Source organism: Shewanella sp. SG41-3 (assembly GCF_014164545.1).
Taxonomy (GTDB): Bacteria; Pseudomonadota; Gammaproteobacteria; order Enterobacterales; family Shewanellaceae; genus Shewanella; species Shewanella vesiculosa.
On the sequence record NZ_JACJFJ010000008.1, the window covers coordinates 227,871 to 254,848 of the forward strand.

The 26,978-nt window shown below is 41.8% G+C and carries 27 protein-coding genes; 16 read left to right on the forward strand and 11 right to left on the reverse strand.

Going from position 1 to position 26,978, the window contains the following annotated elements:
* The first annotated feature begins 376 nt into the window (after positions 1-376).
* Both nrdD and nrdG read left to right on the forward strand, forming a co-directional pair.
* Entirely contained in the window at positions 377-2,494 is a 2,118-nt protein-coding gene (nrdD, locus tag H5164_RS16280) for an anaerobic ribonucleoside-triphosphate reductase (RefSeq protein ID WP_182723453.1), read from the forward strand.
* On the forward strand, positions 2,494-2,961 hold the full coding sequence (gene nrdG, locus H5164_RS16285; protein ID WP_182723452.1) for an anaerobic ribonucleoside-triphosphate reductase-activating protein: 468 nt from the start codon (positions 2,494-2,496) through the stop codon (positions 2,959-2,961). The genes nrdD and nrdG overlap by 1 nt, the downstream gene beginning before the upstream one ends.
* Positions 2,962-3,040: 79 nt before the next feature.
* Here nrdG and H5164_RS16290 read toward each other — a convergent pair whose 3' ends face one another.
* Together H5164_RS16290 and H5164_RS16295 are read right to left on the reverse strand one after the other, a co-directional pair.
* A complete protein-coding gene (locus H5164_RS16290) occupies positions 3,041-4,294 on the reverse strand; it encodes an NADH:flavin oxidoreductase/NADH oxidase family protein (protein ID WP_182757099.1) in 1,254 nt (417 codons plus the stop codon).
* A gap of 194 nt (positions 4,295-4,488) precedes the next feature.
* The gene (locus H5164_RS16295) at positions 4,489-6,966 is read right to left on the reverse strand and encodes a TonB-dependent siderophore receptor (protein WP_182757100.1); all 2,478 of its coding nucleotides are present in this window, start codon (positions 6,964-6,966) and stop codon (positions 4,489-4,491) included.
* A 444-nt stretch (positions 6,967-7,410) separates the two neighbouring features.
* Between H5164_RS16295 and H5164_RS16300 the strand changes: the two genes are divergently transcribed.
* The 3 genes from H5164_RS16300 to H5164_RS16310 are packed head-to-tail and all read left to right on the forward strand — an operon-like array spanning position 7,411 to position 9,367.
* Complete coding sequence (locus H5164_RS16300) at positions 7,411-7,767, forward strand: YibL family ribosome-associated protein (protein WP_124016093.1); 357 nt, start codon at positions 7,411-7,413, stop codon at positions 7,765-7,767.
* Positions 7,768-7,804: 37 nt separating this feature from the next.
* On the forward strand, positions 7,805-8,413 hold the full coding sequence (gene ribA, locus H5164_RS16305) for a GTP cyclohydrolase II (RefSeq protein WP_124016092.1): 609 nt from the start codon (positions 7,805-7,807) through the stop codon (positions 8,411-8,413).
* Between the two features lie 21 nt (positions 8,414-8,434).
* Positions 8,435-9,367, forward strand: a complete 933-nt coding sequence (locus tag H5164_RS16310; protein WP_182699004.1) for a hypothetical protein — start codon at positions 8,435-8,437, stop codon at positions 9,365-9,367.
* Between the two features lie 28 nt (positions 9,368-9,395).
* Here the strand turns inward: H5164_RS16310 and H5164_RS16315 are convergent, their stop codons facing one another.
* The 9 genes from H5164_RS16315 to suhB form a co-directional block, all read right to left on the reverse strand.
* Positions 9,396-9,797: a VF530 family DNA-binding protein gene (locus H5164_RS16315; protein WP_182757101.1), complete on the reverse strand. Its 402-nt coding sequence runs from the start codon at positions 9,795-9,797 to the stop codon at positions 9,396-9,398.
* Between the two features lie 109 nt (positions 9,798-9,906).
* Positions 9,907-11,367 (reverse strand): carbon starvation protein A, encoded by a 1,461-nt coding sequence (locus H5164_RS16320; RefSeq protein ID WP_124016089.1) that lies wholly within the window; start codon positions 11,365-11,367, stop codon positions 9,907-9,909.
* Positions 11,368-11,538: 171 nt separating this feature from the next.
* Positions 11,539-12,249 (reverse strand): two-component system response regulator BtsR, encoded by a 711-nt coding sequence (gene btsR, locus H5164_RS16325; RefSeq protein WP_182757102.1) that lies wholly within the window; start codon positions 12,247-12,249, stop codon positions 11,539-11,541.
* Positions 12,246-13,922, reverse strand: coding sequence for a sensor histidine kinase (locus H5164_RS16330; RefSeq protein WP_182699007.1), 1,677 nt, complete (start codon positions 13,920-13,922; stop codon positions 12,246-12,248). The genes btsR and H5164_RS16330 overlap by 4 nt, the downstream gene beginning before the upstream one ends.
* 258 nt (positions 13,923-14,180) lie before the next feature.
* Positions 14,181-14,525 (reverse strand): replication protein RepA, encoded by a 345-nt coding sequence (locus H5164_RS16335; protein WP_124016086.1) that lies wholly within the window; start codon positions 14,523-14,525, stop codon positions 14,181-14,183.
* Positions 14,512-15,180, reverse strand: a complete 669-nt coding sequence (locus tag H5164_RS16340) for an AAA family ATPase (protein WP_124016085.1) — start codon at positions 15,178-15,180, stop codon at positions 14,512-14,514. Before H5164_RS16340 ends, H5164_RS16335 begins: the two co-directional genes overlap by 14 nt.
* A 101-nt stretch (positions 15,181-15,281) precedes the next feature.
* On the reverse strand, positions 15,282-15,584 hold the full coding sequence (locus H5164_RS16345) for a PilZ domain-containing protein (RefSeq protein WP_124016084.1): 303 nt from the start codon (positions 15,582-15,584) through the stop codon (positions 15,282-15,284).
* A gap of 258 nt (positions 15,585-15,842) precedes the next feature.
* Positions 15,843-16,247: a phosphate-starvation-inducible protein PsiE gene (locus H5164_RS16350; protein WP_182757103.1), complete on the reverse strand. Its 405-nt coding sequence runs from the start codon at positions 16,245-16,247 to the stop codon at positions 15,843-15,845.
* Between the two features lie 418 nt (positions 16,248-16,665).
* A complete protein-coding gene (gene suhB / locus H5164_RS16355; RefSeq protein ID WP_124016082.1) occupies positions 16,666-17,469 on the reverse strand; it encodes an inositol-1-monophosphatase in 804 nt (267 codons plus the stop codon).
* Between the two features lie 150 nt (positions 17,470-17,619).
* On the opposite strand from suhB, the gene trmJ reads away from it, so the two are divergent.
* From trmJ to ndk, 11 genes are all read left to right on the forward strand, one after another.
* The gene (gene trmJ, locus H5164_RS16360) at positions 17,620-18,342 is read left to right on the forward strand and encodes a tRNA (cytosine(32)/uridine(32)-2'-O)-methyltransferase TrmJ (RefSeq protein WP_182699009.1); all 723 of its coding nucleotides are present in this window, start codon (positions 17,620-17,622) and stop codon (positions 18,340-18,342) included.
* 18 nt (positions 18,343-18,360) lie between these two features.
* On the forward strand, positions 18,361-19,182 hold the full coding sequence (gene cysE, locus H5164_RS16365; protein ID WP_124016080.1) for a serine O-acetyltransferase: 822 nt from the start codon (positions 18,361-18,363) through the stop codon (positions 19,180-19,182).
* Positions 19,183-19,413: 231 nt separating this feature from the next.
* Positions 19,414-19,875: a Fe-S cluster assembly transcriptional regulator IscR gene (gene iscR, locus H5164_RS16370; protein ID WP_011637879.1), complete on the forward strand. Its 462-nt coding sequence runs from the start codon at positions 19,414-19,416 to the stop codon at positions 19,873-19,875.
* Positions 19,876-19,957: 82 nt separating this feature from the next.
* Positions 19,958-21,172: an IscS subfamily cysteine desulfurase gene (locus tag H5164_RS16375; protein ID WP_124016079.1), complete on the forward strand. Its 1,215-nt coding sequence runs from the start codon at positions 19,958-19,960 to the stop codon at positions 21,170-21,172.
* 70 nt (positions 21,173-21,242) lie between these two features.
* On the forward strand, positions 21,243-21,626 hold the full coding sequence (iscU, locus tag H5164_RS16380) for a Fe-S cluster assembly scaffold IscU (protein ID WP_124016078.1): 384 nt from the start codon (positions 21,243-21,245) through the stop codon (positions 21,624-21,626).
* A 14-nt stretch (positions 21,627-21,640) separates the two neighbouring features.
* Entirely contained in the window at positions 21,641-21,964 is a 324-nt protein-coding gene (gene iscA, locus H5164_RS16385; RefSeq protein ID WP_124016077.1) for an iron-sulfur cluster assembly protein IscA, read from the forward strand.
* Positions 21,965-22,019: 55 nt separating this feature from the next.
* The gene (hscB, locus tag H5164_RS16390; protein WP_124016076.1) at positions 22,020-22,544 is read left to right on the forward strand and encodes a co-chaperone HscB; all 525 of its coding nucleotides are present in this window, start codon (positions 22,020-22,022) and stop codon (positions 22,542-22,544) included.
* A 69-nt stretch (positions 22,545-22,613) separates the two neighbouring features.
* Positions 22,614-24,473 (forward strand): Fe-S protein assembly chaperone HscA, encoded by a 1,860-nt coding sequence (gene hscA, locus H5164_RS16395; RefSeq protein ID WP_182699010.1) that lies wholly within the window; start codon positions 22,614-22,616, stop codon positions 24,471-24,473.
* 8 nt (positions 24,474-24,481) lie between these two features.
* A complete protein-coding gene (gene fdx, locus H5164_RS16400; protein WP_124016074.1) occupies positions 24,482-24,817 on the forward strand; it encodes an ISC system 2Fe-2S type ferredoxin in 336 nt (111 codons plus the stop codon).
* A gap of 171 nt (positions 24,818-24,988) precedes the next feature.
* The gene (gene rimK, locus H5164_RS16405) at positions 24,989-25,885 is read left to right on the forward strand and encodes a 30S ribosomal protein S6--L-glutamate ligase (protein WP_124016073.1); all 897 of its coding nucleotides are present in this window, start codon (positions 24,989-24,991) and stop codon (positions 25,883-25,885) included.
* Between the two features lie 164 nt (positions 25,886-26,049).
* A complete protein-coding gene (gene ndk / locus H5164_RS16410; protein ID WP_124016072.1) occupies positions 26,050-26,481 on the forward strand; it encodes a nucleoside-diphosphate kinase in 432 nt (143 codons plus the stop codon).
* Positions 26,482-26,978 lie beyond the last annotated feature (497 nt).

Genomic DNA, 26,978 nt, shown 5'->3' on the forward strand with positions numbered 1-26,978 from the left:
CTTGTCGTAATGAATCAGTCACTTATGCGGTTGATACTGTCATTAACGCTGCATTTGATGCCAGGTTATCGAAATGATCATCATTTTGAACGGCTAAAAACCACAACTACACGGTTACCTATGAGATAACTTGTTTGCCAAAATCTTACATCGCGATGCTATTTTCAATTTTTTCTACCATGCGATCTCCCGTCATACAAATCATTTTCCACACCTACAATATTTATTGCGAATAGCAAGTTATTTGCAATAAAAAGTACTGCCGACAATTATGATCTGGATCAAAGTAATACTCAGCGTTAATGTATCTAATACACTCTATATTGTGTCTTTTGTAAATTAAAGCTCTATATATAGTGCTTGTAAGGATGGTTGTATGCTTGTAGTCGTGAAAAGGGATGGATGCCGGACAGCATTTGATGGATGTCGGATCAAAGAGGCTGTTGTGGCTGCAATGGAGTCTGCAGGTCAAGCTGACCATCAATATGCGCTGCAGTTAGCGCAAACGGTTGAGCAGCAAATGGCTTGCAAAACCGAAGTTGATATTCACGAGCTACAAGATGCGGTTGAAAACTTATTAATGTCAGGACCGTTTAAGTCGGTGGCACGTCACTATATTGAGTATCGACACGACCGTGACACTCATCGTGAGACTCAGAGTAAATTAAACTGCGCTATTCGTGGTTTGGTTGAGCAATCAGACAATGCCATTTTAAACGAAAATGCCAATAAAGATGCCAAAGTGATCCCAACTCAACGAGACTTACTCGCAGGGATAGTTGCCAAGCATTACGCTAAAACTCACTTGTTACCTAAAGATGTGGTTAGCGCTCATGAGAAAGGAGAAATTCACTATCATGATCTCGACTATGCACCATTTTTCCCGATGTTTAACTGCATGCTAATTGATTTAGCTGGCATGTTAACTCATGGTTTTAAAATGGGTAATGCTGAAATTGAACCGCCTAAATCCATCTCAACAGCAACGGCGGTGACTGCGCAAATTATTGCCCAAGTGGCGAGCCATATTTACGGCGGTACAACCATTAACCGTATTGATGAAGTGTTGGCTGAGTTTGTGCAAATTAGTTATCAAAAACACCTTGCTGTGGCTCGCAAATGGCAAGTAGCCGATGTCGAAGGTTATGCAATGACGCAAACCGAAAAAGAGTGTCATGATGCATTCCAGTCGTTGGAATATGAAGTCAACACCTTGCATACCGCCAATGGCCAAACGCCGTTTGTGACCTTTGGCTTTGGTTTAGGTGTGTCGTGGGAGTCTCGCTTAATTCAGCGGTCGATGTTAACTGTGCGCATGGCTGGTTTAGGTAAAAACCGCAAAACGGCCGTCTTTCCTAAATTGGTGTTTGCCATTAAAGATGGCGTCAATCATCAAGCTACTGACGTCAATTACGACATCAAAAAGATGGCCTTAACTTGCTCAACTATGCGTATGTATCCAGATATTTTAAATTATGATCAGGTGGTTAAAGTCACTGGTTCATTTAAAACCCCCATGGGTTGTCGCTCCTTTTTGGGGGTTTATGAACAAGATGGTCAACAAGTACATGAAGGTCGCAATAATTTAGGTGTGGTTAGCCTTAACTTACCGCGCATTGCGTTAGAAGCGGGTAAAGATGAGCAGCGTTTTTATCAATTACTCGATGAACGTTTGTTAGTTGCTCGCAAAGCGTTAGATACGCGGATTGCACGCTTAACCGGGGTTAAAGCCCGTGTTGCGCCGATTTTATATATGGAAGGTGCTTGCGGTGTACGCTTAAATGCCGATGATGATGTTAGCGACATTTTTAAAAATGGCCGTGCGTCAATTTCGTTAGGCTTTATTGGCCTGCACGAAACGGTTAATGCTTTATATGGCAATGCTGAGCATGTGTTTGATAACGCGCAACTACGTGACAAAGCGGTCGCCATTATTCATCATCTAAAACAAGCCACTGAATCTTGGAAGCAAGAAACCGGTTATGGTTTTAGTTTGTACAGTACCCCAAGTGAAAATTTATGTAGTCGCTTTTGCCTACTTGATACCACCCAGTTCGGTGTAGTACCTGGGGTGACAGACAAAGGCTATTACACTAATAGTTTCCATTTAGATGTTGAAAAGAAAGTGAATCCTTTTGATAAAATTGATTTTGAACAACCTTACCCAGCCATCGCTAATGGTGGGTTTATTTGCTACGGCGAATTTCCGAACATGCAAAACAACATTGAAGCACTGGAAAATGTCTGGGACTACAGCTACAGCAGGGTGCCATATTACGGCACTAACACCCCGATAGATGAGTGTTACGATTGCGGCTACATTGGTGAGTTCAATTGTACCAGTAAGGGCTTTGTCTGCCCTAAATGCGGTAACCATGAGCCTAGTAGGGTATCGGTGACTCGCCGTGTATGTGGTTATTTAGGCAGTCCTGATGCGCGGCCGTTTAACTTTGGTAAGCAAGAAGAAGTTAAACGCAGAGTGAAGCATTTATAATGCATTACAGTGCTTACCATAGTGTTGATGTGATCAACGGCGAAGGTACCCGTTGCTGCTTATTTGTTAGCGGTTGTGAACATGCCTGTAAGGGATGCTATAACCAAAGTACTTGGCGTGTAGATGCTGGCCATGTATTTAGCCAAGCGTTAGAAGATCAGATTATTGCTGATTTAACCGACAGCCGTATTTATCGGCGCGGCCTATCGTTAAGTGGTGGTGACCCACTGCATCCGGCTAACCTGGAAGCCGTATTGCAATTAGTGACTAGGGTAAATACCGAATGTCCCGATAAAGACATTTGGTTATGGACTGGTTACCAACAGGCCGATCTCACGCCACAGCAGCAAGCTGTGGTGGCATTAGTCGATGTACTTATTGACGGTAAGTTTGAACAAGATAAAGCCGATCCCGCGTTATTATGGCGCGGAAGTAGCAATCAGCAGATTTATCGTTTTAAGCGCTAGCGTTTTTTAAGACTAGTCGTTTAATGCCAGCGCTTTAATGGTTAGCTGGTTCATTATTAGCACGTTAATTTTTAAGAGGCTAATCGTTTACATGTTGATCATTAGAAAGACCTAAACCATAACGATAACGTTTAGTACGTTGTCTGGTGTTAAATTGATCGACCAATAAACTCCATATGGGGGAGTCATTAATTTGAGGGTGTTTGCCTTGGCTTATACGGCGAAGCTGGCGTTTAATGACTGCCATAGTCGCTAGCCCGGCTAAAGGTTTGCTCTGCCAATTCACTGTGGGCATAGTGGGGGTGAACTCAGGTTTACTGCGCCATATATTGGCTAAGTCAGGATAAAAGGCAAGGGCGCTGGCAATGCCGCATAAGGTAAAGCCGGCATCAACGACTTGTTGCGCAACAGGCAGGCGATAAATGCCTCCCGTTAACATCAACGCAATTGGACTACGCAGAACTAACTGTGCGGTTAAATGTAAAAAGTAAGCTTCTCGAGCTAAGGTGCGCTCATCGGCGCTGCGACCTTGCATTGCGGGGGCTTCATAGCTGCCGCCGGATAACTCGACCATTTCAACTTGATGCGGTGCGAGCATATTAATCACTTTTTCGGCATCGTCGACATCAAAACCACCGCGTTGAAAATCGGCTGAGTTAAGCTTTACCGCAATATCAAAATCTGCACCACATTTATGCCTAATTTGCTTGACCACTTCAATTAATAACCTGGCTCGATTCTCTAAGCTTGCGCCCCATTCATCATCGCGCTGATTAGTTAACGGTGATAAAAACTGCGCTAACAAATAACCATGTGCGGCATGAACTTGTACACCATCAAAACCCGCTTGTTGAGCCATGCTTGCGGTCGTGACAAAGCGTTGGATAACATCATCAATGTCAGTGGTTGTCATTGCTTTAGGCTGAGAAAACATCGATGAGTGTTTACCTAAATCAAGTGCGACAGCTGAAGGTGCAATATTTTTGCCCCCCATCGCTTTAAATACCTGACGGCCTGGATGATTAATTTGCATCCACACCCTGGCGTTATTTTGCTTGGCTATTTTGGCCCATTGGATAAACGGCTCAAGTGCGCTGCTGGATGTGAGTACCACACCACCAGGGCCTGTCATGGCTAAAGGGTCAATCATCACATTACCGGTAATCATTAATCCAACACCGCCCTTGGCCCAAGCATCGTATAAGTTGAACAATGCTTGATCTGGTTGTTGCTGAACGTTGGCAAGATTCTCTTCCATTGCCGCTTTGACTAAGCGATTGGCAATGATCGCACCATTGGTCAAGGTGTATGGACTAAAAATGGTATTAGCCATCAAATAACATCCTAAGATAAGCTATTGAATTAATGCTTCGTTTATCCTACATGTAGCCTAAATAGTCAATTATGCTCATTAGATAGCGATAAAAAAAGCACTGCCACAGGCAGTGCTTTCATCATCTCGTTACTCAATTTAGCGCTAAATTGAGATCTAGATTTCGAGCAAACAAAATCCAGATTGATATGTTTTTAAATACGATAAGTTAAGGTTAACTTCGCATTACGCTCTTCGCCAGGAAGACCCCCTAAGAACATGGCCTTATCGAAATACGTTTGATTAAATAGGTTATTAATGTTCAGTTGAATTTTATAACGTTCAACATCATAGCTAATAGCAGAGTCGATGACGCTATAACTGGGGACATAACCGTCAGGTATGCCAAATGAGCTAGACTGCGTGCTGCGTTCATCGACATATTTAGCGCCTAAACTTAATGACAGTGGCGCAGGTAAGCCCAATGCTGCGGCATAAGTTACCCAAGCGCCTGCAGTAACATAAGGTATGCCTTTTTGGCGTTGTCCATAATCATTACTATTGGGGTTTTGGTTGTCTCTGGCATCTTGGTAAACTGCGTTTACGTTGACTTTCCACTGTTCGCTTAAATATGCATTAAGATCTAATTCAACTCCTTTGGTGTCTTCGCTACCATTATAAAAGTAGGGGTCAATGTTAGGCGTGACTGCGCTACTGTCGTAATCTGGATTGCTGTAGGCTACATTGGTTCGTGAGGTTTTAAACAATACTAATGATGCCAGTAATTGGTCATCAAATGCTTTAATCCGAATACCCAAATCATTACTGATTGATTGTGAATCATCACGATCAGCTTCATTACCTTTTACATCACCTAATACACTATAAGTCGTGCGACCTTTAGAGTGATTAATGAATACAGAGATATCATCAGTAGGCATATAAGTTAGGCCTAAATTGTAGGTTACACCGTTATCTGTGGTGTCTGCTTCTGGTTGTGGATCCGCTAGGCTACTGCTGTAACGAGCATCAACGCCTAAGTGTTGGTAAGTTTGTTTTATTTCGTTAAAAGCAAACCCAATACGACTGGTAAATCCGCCGCCTAAATAGCCCACATGTTGTATACCTAACCCCCATGCCGTTACTGATTTATTATAATTACTGGTTAATAACGGATCGTACTCTTCAAACTCTTCCTCGCCCCAATTAGGGTTACGGATGTCATAAATGTACGGCAAGCTTCCTTGATAGGATTGATTGCCATTGGCATCTTTCAAAGTGTAATCGGCATCGTAAATCGAATATTGTTTAAAGCGGATGTCGCGGTCTTCAAAGTTAGCATTGATCAGTAATTCGTTACTGATATTGCCGATATCGAAGTCATAGCGCAAATCAGCAAAATACTGCCACGACTTTTCTTCTGCCGAGACTTTGCGATATTCCTGACGACGGGCGGCAAAAGGGTATAAGGTGCCATCCTCAACTAAAGGCGCACGGGGATCGGCATTAATAACGCCATTTCGTCGCCAATAAACGTAATTATAAGCACCAGTTTGACGTGCAAAGCTGGTTTCGTAATCACGGTGTTGCAACTGCTGATTTAAAAACAAATTATCGGTTAAGTACACATTATGGCTGAGTTTAAAGCGTAACTCTTCACCCTTGTTGTCTTTCGCCATCGGTGAAATAAGACCATTATGGCCAAATTGATAAGGTGTTAAGCCATCGTTTGCACTTAATGAATCCGCTAATTGTTGACGTTGTTGATCTGTTAGCTGTAAGCCATTATTGGTTGGATCATTGACCAAATCCTGCCAGTTCACTTCACCTGCGGTTTTGCCCTCGACAGAGGCGGCATTATAGATGCGGATAGGATGGCCTATTGAGTCGACGGGAATAGCATCATTAATATAAGCCGTTGATAGCATAATGTTTTGATTTTCATTAAGCATATATTTAAGCGAGCCATATATTTCATCGCGATCGGTACCTAGATCTCGATAACCGGTACTACGGGCGGTTTTCGCCACTAGACGGTAGGCTAGGTCGTCAGATATACCGCCAGTAGAATCAGCCATAAGAGAGTAGGTATCCCATTGACCTACTTCGGCTTCAAACAGTTGTTTGCTGACAAACTCAGGCTTTTTCTCAATAAGGTTAATTACACCGCCCGCGCTGCCCATACCATAAAGCCCTGTTGCTGGACCTTTGAGAACTTCAACAGAACTCACATTAGTCAATGAACGAGTGGGATTAAAGGTGTTACCTAAACCTGCGCCGCCATACATACCATCGTAAGTGTAGTTTGCACCTAACCCTCGCACGACTATGTTATCGCCAATACCATAATTATTACCGGCTTGGGTTACACCACTTATGTTACGCACTAAATCCTGCATATTGGTGATGCCTTGTGAGTCGATGAGTGTCTCATCAACGATCACTACCGCTGCAGGCGTTTCCATAAGCGACATATCAGATTTAGTCGCTAATCCTGAGTTCATTACTACTTGATTTTGTCTGCCGTAAACCGTCATTCGCTCATAGTGTTCTGAGTCTGATGCACTGCTCGAATCACTTGATGCTGGTGCAATAATCTCTGGCGATGGAATAGGTGTTTGGGCATGAACATAAACGGGAAACAATACACTTTGGCAAGCTATAGCAAGTAGTGATAAACGCAGTGGCGACATAACATGGGACCTCTATTAATATTTATGCGAATGATAATGATTATCATAAGTATTGCAATAGTGGCTTGACGGAAATGCTGTAGAAAGCGGCTTTGCTAGATGTGGTTGCTGAACAATTAAACAAGATGAGTGGTAATTAGACAGCGGTGAGGAGCTTTTAAAGTGTTACATCAGCGAGGAATTAGTGAGTCGAGACCATAAAAATCATTAATTATGCTCACAAGGTCAGGACAAAGTGGAATAGTAGCGTTGGTTTTTCGCAGGGTAGTACTGGCTAAATTGTGTATCGAGGTTGAAAAACTTTACCAGTACATGTCTATAAGAAGCGTTTCCTATTCGCATCTTAGGGGGTTTTGGGTATATAATCTGCCTCCGAAACGGTGTTGTGATAAACGTATAAACGTAAACGATTCACTAACACACCAAAGCACTTAAGGTAATCAAATGAATTTAAAGCTAGAACTGCAGACATTGAATGATAAATTAGACAAGTTTCGTCGCAAATTAGCTGCGGCTGAAGCACGTGGCGACGCCACGATTGTCCTGCAGTTTAAGAAAGAAGTGGCCACTGTTACTAAGCGAATCGCGAGTATTAAAGGCCAACAAACGCGTCAGTTTAGTCAAGAAGGTACAGCACTAAAAGCGCTCGGTTTTAAGCGCACTTTAACCAAAGCTGAACAAGCTGATATGGGTAAGTTAAATAAATCGGTTAAAGGCTTAGTGGTTGTGCATCCTTTAACGGCGTTAGGCCGTGAGATGGGCATAAAAGAAGTCACGGGTTTTGCTCCTGCTAAGTTCTAATATTTTCTTTTACAGTTAGTTGTCGTAAGGTTAATTCATGCCGATAAAATATATCGCAACATCTAAGTTACCCACACCTTGGGGTGTTTTTGCCATGCACGGTTTCGAAGAAATTGCTACTGGTAAAGAACACGTTGCGTTGACATTTGGTCAACTGGATCCCACTCAACCTATGCTAGGTCGTGTTCATTCTGAATGTTTAACCGGTGATGCATTATTTAGTTTACGTTGTGATTGTGGTTTTCAATTACAAGCCGCCATGCAAAGTATCGCTGAAAAAGGCCAAGGCTTTTTGTTGTACTTACGTCAAGAAGGGCGTGGGATTGGCTTACTCAATAAAATTCGTGCTTATGAGCTCCAAGATGCGGGTGCTAATACCGTAGAAGCCAATTTGCGTTTGGGTTTTGAAGCCGACATGCGTAAATACGACATGATTTTGCCGATGTTAACCCAAATTGGGGTGACCAAAGTAAAGTTGATGACCAATAATCCGCGTAAAGTGATGGCAATGCAAAATGTGGGCATTGAAGTAGTGGAACGTATTCCGTTGCAAGTCGGTAAAAATCGCTACAACGAATCATATTTAAAGACCAAGTCCACTGAGCTAGGTCATATGATGTCGGAATATCATTTTCACGATGAATAGTTTGGCACAGAAATAGTTTAAATGATGATGAGACAAGGGCAGAACACACAGCTTATTGGGTCATCATCATTTGCTTCTGCGCGCTTTGCAGCGGTACTTTTTCGCTTAATCTTGGTAGCGCTTCTGTTTTTTTGCAGTAGGGGTAGCTATGGATCTGAATTACCTTCACCAACATCCCCTCAATTAATCACTGAACCTGATGCTTCACATTATGCGTTTGCCAATTATTTAGGCAGTGGTATTTATCGCACCTCAGGCCAAAGTGCTGCAGTGGCCAATATTCCTTTGGGGTTTGTGCTTGACTCAACCGACGATTATTTACTTAAACTTCGCTTTACCGCATCGCTGGGTTTTTTTGATTATTCATTTAACGATTTACCTCAAGGCAGCATTCCTAAAAGTGTTGGTACGATAACGTTAACCCCTGGGCTTGAATATCACTGGCGAGTGGATGATAAGTTAACCTTAGAGAGTTATGTTGATTTAGGTTATGGACATAATTTTTCAACTTCCAGCCATGTAGGCATTTTTTCAACTGGCATTTCTGCACTCTATAAGCTCGATGCGCCTTTATTTACTCCAGTATGGGTCAATCGGATTTATTATGCGGGTTATCAAAGTAATCAAAATGACAGTACAGAAGGCTATTCTGTGTTTAAAAGCGGTATTGATTTTGGGGTTAATTATGATTGGCAGTGGCAGGATACTCGGGTTGAACCGAGATTTTTTATTGCCGGACATTGGTATTTCGATAAGCTAAAATTTGTCTCGCCGGTTGGGGATAATGTATTAACCTCATATACTTATGAAATTGGTACTACGTTGGCTTTTTCTAAACCTATTACCTTGAGTGCAATAGGTTTAGACAGTGTTGAAATAGAGCATTTTGGATTAAGTTATCAAGTAGGTGGTGGGCTTAAAGTGTGGCGATTGATTTTTGAGTTTCCGTTATAAGCCCCTGCAATGGTTACCTCTTAATACATTAATTTGAGTTTGTTCCCCAAATATCCGCATTGACAGGTGTTGTCGATTTTTCTGCAGCTGTGCTTGAGCTTGGTTTTGCTGTAGTCGCTTTGTGGGTTGCAGGTCTCGTTGAGGCTACTTTTCCCTTTGATGGCCGAGGTTTGGTCGTAAATGCTCCGCGACTATCTTCTTTCGGTGGCGGCAATGGCAGCTTGTTAGCTTTAAGGTACAAGTATTCAACTTTGTCGCGGGCCCAAGGCGTTTTACGTAAAAACTTCAAGGTTGATTTTACACTCGGGTTATCTTTGAAACACTGAATGTTTATCCTCGATGCGAGTTCTTCCCAGCCGTATTTTTCAACCAGTGAAGTCACTATCGTTTCTAGTTTTATGCCGTGAAGCGGGTTGTTTGCTTGTGTCATGGACCGTGCGAGCTAATTGAGTTTGGTGATATTATACCTATATTGCAACCAAAGAGATATCTACACAAAAACGGCAGCCTAGGCTGCCGTTTTTATTTAATATGAGCGATTATTGCTCTTTGACGAATACGACTTTTTCTTCATCATCTGAATCTATATCGCCTTTACCTTTAGTATTAATAATAATCATTGCGGCAATAATTGCGGTAGTGACTAAACCTGCAATGGTTGATACTGTCATCGGTAAACCCGCACCTAATGTTGATGAGTTCAACATAAAGCTAATGACAACACAGGTCATGAACATCGCTGGTACAGTACAAATCCAATGAAACTTATTATGGCGCAGTAAGTAAGCCGCTGCAGTCCATAGCATCAATACCGCAGTGGTTTGGTTTGCAACACCAAAGTAGCGCCAGATAATGCCAAAATCGACTTGAGTGAGCATTGCACCAACAGCAAATAATGGTAATGCTAGCAGTAAGCGCTTAGGTAGCTCGACTTGTTTAATGTTAAAGAACTCAGCCAAGATTAGACGTGCTGAACGAAATGCGGTATCACCTGAGGTGATAGGTAATACAATCACACCCAAGATAGCCAAGAAGCCACCAAATGTGCCTAGTAGTCCATTAGATGCTTCGTATACCACGTTAGCGGGGTTGCCACCCATGCCGGCATTTAATCCTTCCACACCACCAAAGAATGATAATGCAATAGCACACCAAATTAGCGCAATCACACCTTCACCAATCATGGCACCAAAGAACACAAAGCGACCATTTGACTCATTTTCAACACAGCGCGCCATTAATGGAGATTGTGTTGCATGGAAACCTGATACGGCTCCACAAGCAATGGTGATGAATAATGCAGGCCATAGTGGCATGTCATTAGGGTTTAGGTTGCTAAAAAAGTCGCCCATTACAAAGCCTGGCAACATGGTATGTTCACTTGACACTGCTAGGGCTATGATAAGACCCAGTGACATAAATACCAGTAATGCACCGAAGAATGGGTATAAGCGGCCAATGATTTTATCGATAGGAACGATAGTGGCAACTAAGTAATAGACAAAAATAATACCGACAAAAATGGTGACATCTAAACCAGTTAGTTTACTCAACAAGCCCGCAGGAGCAGAGATAAACACCACTCCAACTAACAATAATAAGATAATGGCAAAAAAGTTCATAAAGTGTTTAGCGCTTTTGCCTAAATACTTACCCGCTAGGTTAGGAACTGATTGACCGTTATTGCGTACCGATAACATCCCCGAAAAATAATCGTGAACGGCACCAGCAAAAATACAACCAAATACAATCCACAGCATAGCCGCTGGGCCGTATAGTGCGCCGAGAATAGGGCCAAAAATTGGGCCGACTCCAGCAATGTTTAATAATTGAATTAAGTAGACTTTGCCTTTAGACATTGGCACGAAATCGACGCCGTCTGTTTGTGTAAAAGCGGGTGTTTGTCTTTGAGTGTTAATGCCGAATACTTTTTCGACAAAGGTCCCGTAAATAAAGTAACCGCCGATGAGTAAAGCAACACAGAGTAGAAACCAAGTCATTTTTATATCTCCCCATTTATATCGTGTGACCACTTTAAAGCATCAAGGTGGTCAATTGGGGGCGAACTCTGTGACAGGTTGAATGTCTTGCGTAAGCGGTAAATATTCACTGTGAGCGGTTTGACCAGCAGAGTAAATGTGGCCTGTATCACATGTCTTTTGAACTAAATACTATTGAAATCCAAGCAACAGTTTCAACTCTTTGAGATATCTGCGTGAAACAGGAACTTTAGCGCCGCTATGGGTAGTGACTTCTGCGCCGCTGTCGGTGATTTCAATTTCAGAAATTGCACTCGGTGCCAGTAGGTATTGTTTATGACAACGAAAAAGTGCGGTTTTTTGCTCTAAGACTTTTAGGGTTAATTGAGTATGGCTTAAACCTTTATTTGAACACACATGAATACCGCCAATATCACTAACAATAAATTCAACGTCAGCGGTCGCGACGACTTTGAGCTTATTACCACTGTAGCAGGGTAAATGAGCTAATTGCGTCGGTAATATCTGAGACATCCGTTGCGGCGCGATATTGGCTCTAACTTTATCTAAGGTTTGGTTAAAGCGTTTCTCATCGATGGGTTTTAATAAGTAATCGAAGGCATTGTTATCGAATGCTTTTATCGCATATTCATCAAATGCGGTAATAAATACTGCTCGTGGCATTTGCTCTGGATTGAGCATCGCAAGCAGCTCCATACCATTGATCCGCGGCATTTGAATATCAACAAAAATAAGATCAGGTTTTACAAGGTTAATTTGCTGTAGAGCTTCAATGGCATTACTGCATTGCCCCAACACTCTTATATCAGGATGTTTGTCGAGTAAATCGGCCACTTCTTGGCGGGCAAACGGTTCATCATCAATGATTAGACATGAGATCATTGGTCAATTTCCTTTAACGGTACACGCACACTGACACGGGTGAATTCATCTGCTTTACACTCAACTTCAATACCGTATTGGCTGCCAAATAAATTTTGAATTCGCTTATGGACTAAGTTCATTCCTAAGCCGTCGGTGTTGTTCGATGGTTGATACAAACCGGCGTTATCCGTGACATTAAGCATAAGATCATCACCATCAATTGTCGCCTGTACATTAATAACACCGGCTTCAAGCATACGTGATGTTCCATGTTTCACTGCATTTTCAATTAAAGGTTGTAAGGTAAATGCAGGCATTTTTAAGTGATGATAAATACTCGGTATATCAATGCTCACTTGTAACTTATCAATAAAGCGAGCACGCTCAATCGACAAATAAGCGTCTATATGTTCAAGTTCATCAGCCATGGTGACTAGCCCTGTTGTTCGGGTTAGGTTAATGCGTAAAAATTGCGATAATTGCTGCAATAACTGTTTAGACATTTGCGGGTCACGCTTAATAATCGCACTAATAGTGTTGAGAGCATTAAATAAGAAGTGAGGATTCACTTGGGCTTGTAACAACTTTATCTCTGCTTGCATGAGTAAACTTTTTTGCTGTTCAAAGCGCCCATAAAGTATTTGGTTAGACAGTAATCTGGCAATTCCTTCGCCTAAGGTGCGATTAATGTTTAAAAACAGCTTGTTTTTCGGCTCATACAATTTAATCGTGCCAATGACTTCGTCATTACTGCGCAGCGGGATCACTAAGCTTGAGCCTAAGCTGCAGTTTGCGGATAGAGAACATGAATAAGGGGTGTCAACGCCATCGGCAAACATGACACTATTTTGTGCAATGGCCTCGAGAGTGATTTGAGATGAAATGGGTGTATTAGGAATATGGTGGTCAGCGCCAATACCAATAAAGGCGAGTAATTTATTCCTGTCTGTAATGGCTACCGCACCAACTTGGGTTTCTTCTATGACGATTTGCGCAACTTGTTTGCTCGACTCTAAATTAAAGCCCTTTGACAGCAATCCGACACTGCGCTCGGCAATTTTGAGGGCTTTGGTTGAAAAACTGGACGAGAGTTTATCGAACATCGCTTTTTGGTCGCGAACAATACTCATAAACATGGCAGCACCAAGGGAATTAATCAATAACATTGGCGGAGCGATGAGCTTAACTAACTCCCACGCTTGATCAAAGGGTTTGGCGATTAATACAATAATCGACATCTGCATAATTTCAGCCATAAATGTCACTCCAAATACCACCATTGGCTGATAAGCCATTTCAGACTTGCCGGCTTTTTTGAAGTAATAGCTGATCATTCCTGCAGATAAACCTTCTAACGTAGTCGATATTGCACAAGCAACATCGGTAAATCCACCCATAGAATAACGGTGTAAGCCGCCGGTTAAGCCAACCAGAAGCCCGGTAATTGGACCACCCAATAATCCGCCTAATACCGCGCCCATTGCACGAGTATTGGCTATCGCTCCTGAGGTTTGTTCTCCAAAGTAAGTTGCCATAATACAAAAGCTTGAGAACACTAAGTAGATGAAGATTTTGTGAGGTAATCGTTTCGATGTTTCGGCAAAGAATTTAAATAATGGCGTTTTACTGACTAAGTAAACGATAACTAAGTAAACACACATTTGCTGTGTTAGTAGTACTATTAACGCCATATTATCTCTTTAGGATGTAATTAAATGCAGTCAAATTGGATTGTTAACACCTGGCTTATTATTTTGCTTAGGCGCCATCAGTAATTAGTTATTGATTACTGACATATTAATATTGATTTACCATTAGGGTGATGAACATAAGTGTTCAATATTATATCCTGACTTATGTCGCCAAATATCACCTGCCTAATCTGACAATAGAGCCGTGAACCTAATAATTAACCCGTTGAGGTTAAGTGAATACTCTTATGTTAATGATTACTTTCTGGCGAGTAAATTTGTTTGCTCAGTGCTGCTTTGTTGATAAAACTCATCAATGAGTATTCTGAGTATTTTTGATTTAGCCACTTTACTGACTTTCGCTATTTCGTCTAATTGCGAAATACTTTTTTCAGTTAATGTAAATGTGGCATGGCGATAAATTTTAGTGCTTTTTTTATCTAGCCCTCTTAAGAACTCTTGCGTGTTTGAGGCGATATTGCTTTGGCCATGGGACGCGTCAAGACCTAATGCATATTTATTAGCATCCTCAATAAAGTCATCTACAGATACCTTGACTCGGGTATCTTTGGGTTTCTTGCGCTTAAGATCAGTTAAACTCATAACTATTTTCTGGTGGTATGGCAAAAAGCTCATCAGCAATAGCACGAATTTCATCAGCCGCTTTACCGCTAGGTTCGATTTCCAACACAGAAGAGCCGCTTTCTTCACTATCATCATAGATATTACGGCTAAATGTGACCGAATTAAGGGCGCGTAAACCAAAAGACTCAACCACTTCTTTCGCTTCTAAAATACGCTTACCTTGAGATGGCAGAGCAGGGCACTGTGTTATCACAATGGCAGCAATCATCTTGGGATTAACCATTTTACAAGTACTGAGCATGTCTTCCATGTGAGGTAAGGTTTTAAGATCGCGACGTTTGGGACGAAGTGGGATAACAACATAGGTGGCTACCGACATCGCGGCGCGCATTGCAAGGTTATCTTGGCCACCACAATCGACAATCACGTAGTCAAATCGTTCATTTAAACTCAGTAAGTCATTACGAATTTTGCCATAAAGCTGGATGCAATTAATCGCTTTTAGGCTGGGGTCATTATTACGAGCTTGGATCCAGTCTGACGTGGTACGTTGCGGATCGCAGTCAACCATGAGCACATTCGCATCGTGCTTTTGGCTAATATATACAGCAATGTTCTGTGCTAAACAGCTTTTACCACTGCCACCTTTTTCACCGCCAACGAGCAATATCATGTTGTGATCCTTGATGATAGGCGCCTTGTTGCACCGAAAGTTTCGCTAGGTATGTAGCTTGATTATAGAGTAGCCATTGAGAGCTGCATAAAAATAATCAACTAAATTAGCTGTAAAGCAATATGGTAACTATTTACTGAACATTCGGAACTACGGCAAACTTGGCCTTTAATGGTATTTTGTTTATCAGTCTTTTCATTAAATGTTAAGGCGATCAAATCCCCAACTTTAAAAGCAGCCTTAAAGTCGATTAACACCCCTTTCCGGGCCAGATCAATACAAATAGCATGATCTGTGCATGATTCACCTTGTGAATTGATCCAATCTAGGCGGATCCGCTCTGCTTCCATATCTACACGTAAAGAACTGCGTTTTTCTTCGAATCCGGTTGGCTCTTGCCCCATTCTGTTTCTCCTTGAAATGATGAGTCTTTATGTATGTTTTTCTGCAATTTGATGTTGATTTTATTTACACGACTTATTTCAATTAATTGGTAAAGTTATAGCATTCTTTTCTAAGATGTTCGTTTAGGGTTTTATCTTTAGCATTAACTCAGTTAATTGTATTCATTTTTAGCATAACGACTTTGTTAAGCAAAACTAAATTTAGCAACCAATGCCGATAAAAAGACTTGGCATTGGCTACCTGAACCACCAAGTTGATTAAGTATCGTAGTCTTGGTTTTTAGGGTAAGGCATTTTTAATTGACCCCAACGGATCACAATTACTGTGCCTGCCAGTAAAATAGTCGACAGTGAAATGGCTAAAATACGCCAATCTTCCATTGCTTTCATGTCTAAAATTAAGTATCGCGCCAATGCCACAATCGCGATATAGAGCGGCATACGAATAGGTAACTTACCTGATTCAATATAATTAACGACCATAGCCAATACTTCAAGATAGATAAATAGTAAGAGTAAATCGGCTAATTCGACAGTCTGAATGACGATCATGTGAAGAATTTCTTCGCCAATAGCAAATACTGTCGCCAGAGCGATAATTAATAACACTAGATGTTCGATATTTTTTAAGGTTTTTAATCCTACTTTTCGCAGTAACGGCATACTCATCTTCATCAATAAAATCAAAATACTATTATTGACGACTTCAGGGTATTTTCCCAGTGATCTCGATCGATTTTGTGAGATAAGCTGTGACTTGTTTAATCGCTGTTTAATTGAATGAACAACACGGCATCGTTTGCATTGTTATTACATAGGTTAAACGCGCATTGTTAGTGATGGCGATTAGCTTACCTGCAAAGCTTCTTTGCTGTATACCGGCCTATTGAGTAATCGTTTGGTTTAGTGCACTGATTATGGGTTTGCTATTGATGGCGGGAATATCTAAGTCATCGAAAAATGAGCTTTTAACAGCGGATTATGTACCATTGTGGCTAACAGTCATGTCATTTTATAAACATAAAAAAACCGCTCAAGCGAGGCTTGAGCGGTTTTTTTATCAATAAAGGTTAGTTAGCGATTAACGCTTTAAACCTTCATTCAGTAGAGGACGCATAATTTTGACTATCTGAGTGGTTACTTTTGGGCTACCTGCCACAATGTTACCTGAAGTCATATAGTTATGTGCACCCGTAAAGTCGGTCACTGTACCGCCGGCTTCACGACAAATTAAGTCGCCTGCTGCGATATCCCATGGTTTTAAACCTATTTCGAAGAAACCATCTAAACGGCCTGCTGCAACGTAAGCTAAATCTAATGCCGCTGAACCGCCACGACGAACATCGGCACACAATGAAAATACTTCGCCTAAAATGGCCATGTAGCTTTCTGTGTGTTGACGAGCTTTAAATGGAAAACCTGTGCCAATCATAGTGTTGCTTAAATCATTGACGTTAGTTACGCGCATGCGGAAGTCGTTAACCTTAGCGCCTTTGCCGCGAACAGCTGAAAATAATTCTTCACGAACAGGATCGTAAACAACGGCAACTTCAATTTTGCCTTTGTACTGAAGAGCGATAGACACCGCAAAATGAGGAATACCACGAACGAAGTTGTTAGTGCCATCCAAAGGATCAACTATCCAAATGTAGTCTTTATCAGTACCACGGTTTTCACCGTTTTCTTCACCAATAATGGTGTGGTCTGGATAAGATTTACGAATTTGATAAGTAATAGTTGCTTCTGCTTCCTTGTCTACACTAGTCACAAAATCATTAATACCTTTACTGCTTACCTCAACACGGTCAAGTTCAGTATAGGCGCGCATAATAGTTTGGCCAGCAGCGCGTGCAGCGCGTGTGGCAATAGTCAGCATCGGATGCATTGCAATCCCCTGGATGTTAAAGAACGAGTAAAATAGCGCCCGCATTATACTTAATTTAGCCGTTATATCAAATGCAGATTTTCATATAACGTAATTTTTAACGATTGTGTTAATATACGGGCAATATTTTTTGCTAAAAGAAAGTGCTACATGCTCAGTAATATTCGTGTTGTTTTAGTTGGTACCTCACACCCTGGTAATATTGGCTCTACAGCTAGAGCGATGAAAACCATGGGCTTATCAAATTTATATCTCGCCGAGCCAAGAGCTGAGCCTGATGGGCAATCGATAGCACTTGCTGCAGGTGCATCTGATATTCTAAAAAATCTAACTCGTGTTGATTCATTAGAAGAGGCCATTGCCGATTGTAGTTTAGTGATAGCAACGAGTGCTCGCAGTCGTACCCTTGATTGGCCCATGCTTGACCCTCGAGAAGCGGGTTTAAAGTTAACTCAAGAAAGCCTAAATGGTCCGGTTGCTATTGTCTTTGGTCGTGAAAATCATGGGCTGAGTAATGAAGAATTACAGCAATGTACTTATCATGTGGCGATTCCGGCAAACCCAGAATACAGCTCGCTAAACTTGGCTCAAGCAGTACAAATTATTTGTTATGAAACTCGCGTCGCGCATTTAGCGCAAACAGCAACGCCAGTTGTCACAGAAGAATACCCATTAACATCTGAACTTGAACGCTTTTTTGTTCATTTAGAGTCGACCTTGTCTAAAACTGGTTTTGTGATTAAAAATCATCCTGGACAAGTCATGACTAAATTGCGTCGTTTATACACTCGTGCCCGTATTGAAGCACCTGAGATGAATATTCTTCGTGGCATTTTGACTTCCATTGATAAGAAAATGGATAAACAAGATTAAGCAGTAAAGGAACACACCATGGCCATCATCGCTAGGTTAAAAGAAGACATCGAATCGATTTATCATCGTGATCCTGCTGCAAACAGTACCATAGAGATAATATTTAATTACCCGGGTATGCATGCTATTTGGATCCACCGTATTAGTCATAAACTGTGGCTAGCGAACTGGCGTTTTACAGCCCGTTGTTTATCGACATTTTCTCGCTGGCTCACCGGTGTTGAAATTCATCCCGGTGCGACGATTGGCCGACGTTTCTTTATTGACCACGGTATGGGCGTTGTAATAGGTGAAACTGCCGAAATTGGTGATGATTGCACGCTGTATCATAGTGTTACTTTGGGCGGAACAACCTGGCAGCCAGGTAAACGTCATCCCACTTTAGGCAATAATGTGGTGATTGGGGCTGGGGCCAAAGTACTTGGACCTATCACAATGCACGATGGTGCACGTGTTGGCTCTAATTCTGTGGTGGTTAAGGATGTCGCCAGCGATCACACTGTGGTGGGCATTCCTGGGCGTGTGGTGTCTTCGCCGACCAACCAGTCAAAAGAAAAAACTGAACGTCGCACTGAGATGGCTAAAAAGTATGGCTTTGATGCGTACGCTGTGTCACCAGATAATCCTGATCCTGTGGCTAATGCCATAGGACAAATGCTTGATCACATGCATTTAATGGACTCGAAAGTACAAGAACTGTGTAATGCCATTCAGCAAATGGGTGGTGAAGTTTGTACTAAAAAGTTGCCAGAGTTAAATGTGGATGCATTTGATGAGGCATCGCGAGAAGCCGCGACCATTCGTAAACAAGACATTGATAAGTTCGACCCGAGTATTTAAAATTCAATAAGTCATTGTCGATTCAAGTCAAATAATCAGTTAATAATGCGATTAATTGCCTTGTCGGCATTGAATCTTACAAGATAAAAAGGTTAAATACCCGCGGCGAAATTGGGATCGTTTATAGTCAAACAACATCATAATACTTGAGTGATTTAGTAGGATTAATACTTGACTAAATTACTCGGGTATGTTGAAATTACTGCATACTTTTTGGGAGCAGTACAAGTTATGAAACTTACATCAAAAGGTCGCTATGCAGTGACAGCTATGCTGGATGTTGCGATTCACTCTGCTACTGGTCCTGTGCCTTTAGCTGATATTTCTGAAAGACAAGGAATTTCTTTGTCTTATCTTGAACAACTCTTCGCTAAGTTACGTAAACATGGTTTAGTGTCGAGTGTCCGCGGACCCGGTGGTGGTTACCGTTTAGGTTTAGAAGCCGTAGATATCTCAGTTGGCATGGTCGTGCATGCTGTTGACGAATCTGTAGACGCCACCCGTTGTCAAGGAAAAGGTAACTGCCAAAGTGGTACTCGTTGCCTAACCCATTCTTTATGGGGTGACTTAAGTAAACAAATTTCAGATTTTTTAGATGGTATTTCTCTTGCAGGTTTGATGCAAAAGCGAGATGTAAGATTTATTTCGTTAAAGCAAGATGAGATACAAAAGGAACATAGAGTGAGTCTATAACTCAACTATGTTGATTGATATATCATTATTATTTGTACGTTGTATGTAGCCTCATCTGAGACTGCTGAGTACGGAGTGTATTATGAAGCTTCCTATCTATTTAGATTATGCCGCAACAACGCCTGTAGACAAGCGTGTTGCTGAAAAAATGATGCAACACATGACGATGGACGGCGTATTTGGTAATCCAGCATCGCGTTCACACCGTTATGGTTGGCAAGCTGAAGAGGCGGTTGATATCGCCCGTAATCAAGTTGCTGATTTAATCAACGCTGATCACCGTGAGATTGTATTTACCTCAGGTGCGACAGAATCAAGTAACCTTGCGATTAAAGGTATTGCCCATTTTTATCACAAAAAGGGCAAGCACATCATTACCAGCAAAACTGAACATAAAGCTACGTTAGACACGTGCCGTCAGTTAGAGCGTGAAGGTTACGAAGTCACTTATATGGTTCCTGATGATAATGGCATCATCCCAATGGAACGCTTAGAAGCGGCGATGCGCGATGACACTATTTTAGTCAGCATTATGCACGTGAACAACGAAATTGGTGTGATTCACGATATCGATGCCATTGGTGAGTTATGCCGCGCAAAGGGGATTTTCTTCCATATGGATGCTGCCCAAAGTGCGGGTAAATTACCGATTGATGTGCAAACCACTAAAGTTGATTTGATTTCGATTTCTGGCCATAAAATGTATGGACCAAAAGGTATCGGCGCATTATATGTTCGCCGTAAGCCACGTATTCGTCTTGAATCGCAAATGCACGGTGGTGGACACGAGCGCGGAATGCGCAGTGGCACATTAGCAACTCATCAAATCGTTGGTTTAGGTGAAGCTGCTGTGATTGCCAAACAAGACATGGCTGCTGATAGCGAGCGTATTACTCGCCTTCGCGATAAGTTATGGAACGGTATTAAACACATAGAAGAAACCTATATCAATGGTGATATGGAACAACGCTACAGTGGTATTTTTAACGTGAGCTTCAACTTTGTTGAAGGTGAATCGTTAATGATGGCCTTAAAAGATTTAGCGGTTTCTTCTGGTTCAGCCTGTACTTCAGCAAGTTTAGAGCCAAGCTACGTATTACGTGCATTGGGTTTAAATGATGAAATGGCACACAGCTCAATTCGTTTCTCAATCGGCCGTTTTACTACCGATGAAGAAATTGACCATGCTATCAAAACGATAACTGAATCTATCGATAAGTTACGCGAAATGTCTCCATTATGGGAGATGTTCAAAGATGGTATCGATTTGGATCAAGTTCAATGGGCACATCACTAATTTAGATGGTTAAATAAGTGTAATACCATTATTCGTAAACTGATAACGACACAGATTTTGGAGCAGTATCATGGCTTATAGCGAAAAAGTAATCGATCATTATGAAAACCCACGTAACGTAGGTTCATTTGATAAGAACGACCCATCAATTGTTACCGGTATGGTTGGTGCACCAGCATGTGGTGACGTAATGAAGTTGCAACTTAAAATTAATGCTGATGGCATTATTGAAGATGCAAAATTCAAGACTTATGGTTGCGGCAGCGCAATTGCATCAAGCTCATTAGTGACTGAATGGGTTAAAGGCAAGAGTGTTGATGAAGCAGCGACCATTAAAAATGCTGACATTGCTGAAGAACTAGCACTACCGCCAGTTAAAATTCATTGCTCTATTTTGGCTGAAGACGCCATTAAAGCAGCAATTGAAGAGTATAAAAGCAGACAAGCTAAGTAATACCTGGAGTTAAGATGGCTATTTCAATGACCCCCGCTGCGGCTGATCGAGTAAGATCGTTTCTTGCTAATCGCGGGAAAGGCCTCGGCTTGCGCCTTGGGTTGAGAACATCAGGTTGTTCAGGTATGGCATACGTCATTGAGTTCGTTGATGATCTCAATGACGATGATGAGCTTTATAACATCGATGGTGTGAATATCATCATCGATGCCAAAAGCTTCATTTATTTGCAAGGTATTGAACTTGATTTTGTCAAAGAAGGCCTAAACGAAGGTTTTCAGTTCAATAATCCTAACGCAAAGGGTGAATGTGGTTGCGGTGAAAGTTTCACTGTTTAACCATTATTCACCTGTTAAGTCGTTTTATATCAAACAGTAAGCATGATATCTGCCCATGAATTATTTCGATCTGTTTAATGTTGCACCTGCCTTTGATATCGATACCGCCTTACTTGCAGAGCGCTACCGCGAACTGCAACGGGCGGTCCATCCCGATAAATTCGCGAATGATACCGAGCAAAAAAAGCTGCTATCTGTTCAGCGTACTGCACAAGTTAACGACGGCTATCAAACGTTAAAAAATCCCTTACGCCGTGCTGAACATATGTTGAGCCTGCGTGGTATTGAATTAAGCCACGAAACCACTACGCTCAAAGATGGTACATTTTTGATGCAACAAATGGAGTGGCGTGAAGCGCTTGAAGATATAACTCATAGCAGTGATCCGCAGTCTTCAATTGATGAACTGTATGATTCATTTGCACAGTTTGAGTCGGTATTATCGGTTAAATTAGCGACGTTATTAGCCAGTGATGATAATGCAGATGCATTATTAGCGGCTGATCAAATTCGTAAGCTAAAATTTATGGCAAAATTGCAAGATGAGCTAGCTCGTATTGAAGATAGCTTGCTCGACTAAATTACCTTAAATTCTGAACCTTATTTATGATTAGCTTGGCTAATCGATAACACAACAAGTTGGAACACTATGGCACTGTTGCAAATTGCAGAACCTGGCCAAAGCGCCGCACCGCACCAGCATCGTCTTGCGGTTGGAATAGATCTTGGTACCACCAACTCACTTGTTGCTGCGGTAAGAAGTGCTCAAGCATTGACCTTGCCTGATGAGCAAGGACGTCATTCTTTGCCTTCTGTGGTGCATTATGGTGATACCAATGTACTCGTTGGCTACGAAGCTCAACAACAATCAGCATTAGATCCACAAAACACTATCGTTTCGGTTAAGCGTTTTATGGGACGAAGCCTTACTGATATTCAGTCTGGCGTTCATCGATTACCCTACGCTTTACACGCGAGTGAAAATGGCTTGCCGGTGTTTACTACGCCTATTGGGCAAGTTAATCCAATTCAAGTGTCTGCCGAAATTTTAAAACCTTTAATTGCCCGTGCGGAAACAACGTTAGGTGGCGAGTTAGAAGGCGTGGTCATTACCGTACCTGCGTATTTTGATGATGCACAACGTCAAGGTACTAAAGACGCTGCAGAATTATTAGGCGTTAAAGTATTACGCTTACTTAACGAACCTACTGCCGCTGCTATTGCCTATGGACTTGATTCGAAGCAAGAAGGCGTGATTGCCATTTACGATTTAGGTGGCGGTACTTTTGATATCTCTGTTCTGCGTTTGAATCGTGGTGTATTTGAAGTGTTAGCCACAGGCGGTGATTCTGCTTTGGGTGGTGATGACTTTGATCATTTACTTGTTAGCCATTTGCAAACAACGTGGAACATCACTGAGCCGAATAATCAGTTAGCACGTCAGTTACAGATTGAGGCTCGCCGGGTCAAAGAAGCATTAACTGAAAATGACAGCGTTGAAGCCTCTGTTGTCATTGGCGACCAAACCGTCAGCTGTAGTGTCGATAAAAACCTATTTAATGAACTCATTGGCGCATTGGTGAAAAAAACCATTGGTAGCTGTCGTCGCACTTTACGTGATGCAGGTGTGAGCGTGGATGAGGTGATTGAAACTGTCATGGTCGGTGGTTCAACTCGAGTTCCTTTAGTTCGTGAACAAGTTGAAATATTCTTCAAAAAAACACCGTTGACTTCAATTGACCCTGATCGCGTTGTTGCCATTGGTGCGGCTATTCAAGCCGATATTCTCGTTGGCAATAAACCCGATTCAGACTTATTACTGTTAGATGTGATCCCATTATCGCTCGGTGTTGAAACCATGGGTGGCTTGGTTGAAAAAGTGGTTACGCGTAATACCACTATTCCAGTTGCACGGGCACAAGAGTTTACCACTTTTAAAGATGGTCAAACTGCGATGGCATTTCATGTGGTTCAGGGTGAACGAGAGCTGGTTGACGATTGTCGTTCTTTGGCGCGCTTTACACTGCACGGTATTCCGCCGCTCGCCGCTGGAGCTGCTCATATTCGAGTGACATTCCAAGTCGATGCTGATGGTCTGCTCAGTGTTACTGCGATGGAAAAGTCCACTGGAGTTAAGACATCGATTCAAGTTAAACCTTCATTTGGTTTATCCGATACTGAAATCGCCACCATGCTAAAAGATTCGATGAAGTATGCTAAAGAAGACATTACTCGTCGTATGCTAGCAGAGCAAAAAGTTGAAGCCGCGCGGGTGATAGAATCCCTTAACGCAGCCTTGGCTAAAGATGCTGCACTACTGGATGAGCAAGAACGTCAACAGTTAGTGGTAGCGATCGCAGAACTTGATGCCGCCGCGCAACAAGACGATATTGATGCTATTGAAAAAGCAATTGCAAATCTCGACGATAAGACTCAAGATTTTGCGTCAAGACGTATGGATAATTCTATTAGAGCGGCGCTTAAAGGGCAGTCGGTCGACAACATATAGGTGAAATGATGCCACAGTTAGTATTTTTACCCCATCAAGAACTTTGTCCAGACGGCGCAGTACTTGAAGCTGAAGTAGGCGAGACGATTTTAAACGTTGCATTGCGTAACGGTATTCATATTGAACATGCCTGTGAAAAGTCTTGTGCTTGTACTACTTGCCATGTAGTTGTACGCGAAGGATTTGATCAACTCGAAGAAAGTGATGAGCTAGAAGATGACATGCTCGATAAAGCATGGGGCTTAGAACCTGAAAGCCGCCTATCTTGCCAAGCTAAAGTGGTTGATTGCGATATGATCATCGATATCCCTAAATACACAGTGAACATGGTGAGCGAAGGCTAGCCTTTACTGGTAGATTAACCCATCAAAATCGTTATTCATTGTGAGTAATTGGTCACAAAAAAAGAGTCAATCTATTAGGATTGGCTCTTTTTTTATCTATGGATATAGCAGTCATTGATTTTAAATATACTCAGCGTATGATGCCGGAAAATTTCTCTTTTGGAGCACTCTGTGCGCATTGCAATACTGTCTCAAGGCCCGCAATTATATTCTACTAAACGCTTAGTTGAAGCTGCATTAGCCCGGGGACATGAGGTCAAGGTTATCAACCCGTTAAAGTGTTATATGAATATTAATATGACCAAGCCTAGCATTCATATGGCGGGCAAAGATTTAGGCCATTTTGATGCGGTTATTCCACGGATTGGCGCTTCAGTAACCTTTTATGGTTCCGCTGTATTACGCCAATTTGAAATGATGGGTGTGTATGCGGTTAATGGCTCCATTGGGATTGCACGTTCACGGGATAAATTGCGTTCAATGCAGCTGTTGTCGCGGCAGGGGATTGGCTTACCGATCACCGGTTTTGCCAATAAACCGAGCGACATCCCTGATTTGATTGATATGGTGGGCGGAGCACCTTTGGTGGTTAAACTACTGGAAGGGACTCAGGGTATTGGCGTGGTATTAGCGGAGACTCGCAAAGCGGCTGAGAGCGTGCTAGAAGCCTTTATGGGCTTAAAGGCTAACATCATGGTACAAGAATATATTGCTGAAGCCAAAGGCGCAGATATTCGCTGTTTCGTGTTGGGTGATAAAGTGATAGCAGCGATGAAGCGCCAAGCAAAGCCGGGTGAGTTTCGATCTAACTTGCACCGTGGTGGCAGTGCAACTTTGGTTAAGTTAACCCCAGAAGAACGTTCTGTTGCACTTCGTGCCGCCAAAACAATGGGGTTGAATATTGCTGGCGTTGATTTACTGCGCTCAAATCATGGTCCTGTGGTGATGGAAGTCAATTCATCTCCTGGTTTAGAAGGCATTGAGAAAGCGACACAAAAAGACGTTGCTGACGCCATCATTAGCTTTATGGAAAAAAGTATTAACAAAACGGTTAAGGCTGCAGAGTAAGATGAATGTTTGCTCATGGAGCATAAATTGCGCCATGTTAATATAAATGACGCAATTAAGTGATGAAATATCACTGCTTAAGCGGATATGGCTAGGAATATACCCTTAAATTACGTATAATCCGCGCGAATTTTTTAAACTTGCTCACATTAAGGAAGCTCGTTATGTCGATCGAACGCACATTCTCTATCATCAAGCCAGATGCAGTTGCTAACAACCACATTGGCGCTATTTACAACCGTTTTGAATCAGCTGGTCTTAAGATCATCGCTTCTAAAATGGTTCACCTATCTAAAGAACAAGCTGAAGGTTTCTACGCTGAACATAGCGCACGTCCTTTCTTTGGCGCTTTAGTGTCTTTCATGACATCTGGTCCAGTTATGGTTCAAGTGTTAGAAGGCGAAAACGCTGTTCTAGCTAACCGTGAAATCATGGGTGCAACTAACCCAGCTGAAGCTGCTCGTGGCACGCTTCGTGGTGATTACGCTGCAAGCATCGACGAAAACGCAGTTCACGGTTCTGATGCTCTTGAATCAGCAGCTCGTGAAATTGCTTACTTCTTCAGCGCTGATGAAGTGTGCCCACGCACTCGTTAATTATTGCTGTAAGTTGATTAAAAGGAGCTTCGGCTCCTTTTTTTTGTTCGTTTCCTCAATACCTCCTCTATTTATGTCTACTCTGCGATTTATAAAGCAGCCAGTCACATCAGAAACGCTACATTTATGTAACATTCCACCTTCGGTGTGTGATGTGAATTGACAGTCTGCTATGTTCGAAACTCTCCAACTTTAATGAGTCATAATTGGGTTAAATATAATCAATCTTGATTTTTTTAGGGCTAATTAGCAGAGCATATGTCGGTTTATATTAGGTTTTTTGAATGGAATTCAGCTAATAAAATAGGAGGAGAGTTAGTTTTTGAATAAATAATCAATAATATTGAAATGTCATTCTGATGATTTTTAGGGCAATTATTAAATTTTTTTGTAAATATTAAAAATTAATTTTTGATGCATTTCATGATCAATTGTTATTTATTTGTTGCCTTTGTTTTAAGTTTGTTTTTTTATTGGCTTTTGTTTGTTCTTTTGTG

What these genes read in the sequence shown, in the direction of transcription:
- nrdD (WP_182723453.1), top strand. Translation starts at nt 377, where the DNA reads ATGCTTGTAGTCGTGAAAAGGGATGGATGCCGGACAGCATTTGATGGA.
- nrdG (WP_182723452.1), top strand. Translation starts at nt 2,494, where the DNA reads ATGCATTACAGTGCTTACCATAGTGTTGATGTGATCAACGGCGAAGGT.
- H5164_RS16290 (WP_182757099.1), bottom strand. Translation starts at nt 4,294, where the DNA reads ATGGCTAATACCATTTTTAGTCCATACACCTTGACCAATGGTGCGATC.
- H5164_RS16295 (WP_182757100.1), bottom strand. Translation starts at nt 6,966, where the DNA reads ATGTCGCCACTGCGTTTATCACTACTTGCTATAGCTTGCCAAAGTGTA.
- H5164_RS16300 (WP_124016093.1), top strand. Translation starts at nt 7,411, where the DNA reads ATGAATTTAAAGCTAGAACTGCAGACATTGAATGATAAATTAGACAAG.
- ribA (WP_124016092.1), top strand. Translation starts at nt 7,805, where the DNA reads ATGCCGATAAAATATATCGCAACATCTAAGTTACCCACACCTTGGGGT.
- H5164_RS16310 (WP_182699004.1), top strand. Translation starts at nt 8,435, where the DNA reads ATGATGATGAGACAAGGGCAGAACACACAGCTTATTGGGTCATCATCA.
- H5164_RS16315 (WP_182757101.1), bottom strand. Translation starts at nt 9,797, where the DNA reads ATGACACAAGCAAACAACCCGCTTCACGGCATAAAACTAGAAACGATA.
- H5164_RS16320 (WP_124016089.1), bottom strand. Translation starts at nt 11,367, where the DNA reads ATGACTTGGTTTCTACTCTGTGTTGCTTTACTCATCGGCGGTTACTTT.
- btsR (WP_182757102.1), bottom strand. Translation starts at nt 12,249, where the DNA reads ATGATCTCATGTCTAATCATTGATGATGAACCGTTTGCCCGCCAAGAA.
- H5164_RS16330 (WP_182699007.1), bottom strand. Translation starts at nt 13,922, where the DNA reads ATGGCGTTAATAGTACTACTAACACAGCAAATGTGTGTTTACTTAGTT.
- H5164_RS16335 (WP_124016086.1), bottom strand. Translation starts at nt 14,525, where the DNA reads ATGAGTTTAACTGATCTTAAGCGCAAGAAACCCAAAGATACCCGAGTC.
- H5164_RS16340 (WP_124016085.1), bottom strand. Translation starts at nt 15,180, where the DNA reads ATGATATTGCTCGTTGGCGGTGAAAAAGGTGGCAGTGGTAAAAGCTGT.
- H5164_RS16345 (WP_124016084.1), bottom strand. Translation starts at nt 15,584, where the DNA reads ATGGGGCAAGAGCCAACCGGATTCGAAGAAAAACGCAGTTCTTTACGT.
- H5164_RS16350 (WP_182757103.1), bottom strand. Translation starts at nt 16,247, where the DNA reads ATGCCGTTACTGCGAAAAGTAGGATTAAAAACCTTAAAAAATATCGAA.
- suhB (WP_124016082.1), bottom strand. Translation starts at nt 17,469, where the DNA reads ATGCATCCGATGCTGACTATTGCCACACGCGCTGCACGCGCTGCTGGC.
- trmJ (WP_182699009.1), top strand. Translation starts at nt 17,620, where the DNA reads ATGCTCAGTAATATTCGTGTTGTTTTAGTTGGTACCTCACACCCTGGT.
- cysE (WP_124016080.1), top strand. Translation starts at nt 18,361, where the DNA reads ATGGCCATCATCGCTAGGTTAAAAGAAGACATCGAATCGATTTATCAT.
- iscR (WP_011637879.1), top strand. Translation starts at nt 19,414, where the DNA reads ATGAAACTTACATCAAAAGGTCGCTATGCAGTGACAGCTATGCTGGAT.
- H5164_RS16375 (WP_124016079.1), top strand. Translation starts at nt 19,958, where the DNA reads ATGAAGCTTCCTATCTATTTAGATTATGCCGCAACAACGCCTGTAGAC.
- iscU (WP_124016078.1), top strand. Translation starts at nt 21,243, where the DNA reads ATGGCTTATAGCGAAAAAGTAATCGATCATTATGAAAACCCACGTAAC.
- iscA (WP_124016077.1), top strand. Translation starts at nt 21,641, where the DNA reads ATGGCTATTTCAATGACCCCCGCTGCGGCTGATCGAGTAAGATCGTTT.
- hscB (WP_124016076.1), top strand. Translation starts at nt 22,020, where the DNA reads ATGAATTATTTCGATCTGTTTAATGTTGCACCTGCCTTTGATATCGAT.
- hscA (WP_182699010.1), top strand. Translation starts at nt 22,614, where the DNA reads ATGGCACTGTTGCAAATTGCAGAACCTGGCCAAAGCGCCGCACCGCAC.
- fdx (WP_124016074.1), top strand. Translation starts at nt 24,482, where the DNA reads ATGCCACAGTTAGTATTTTTACCCCATCAAGAACTTTGTCCAGACGGC.
- ndk (WP_124016072.1), top strand. Translation starts at nt 26,050, where the DNA reads ATGTCGATCGAACGCACATTCTCTATCATCAAGCCAGATGCAGTTGCT.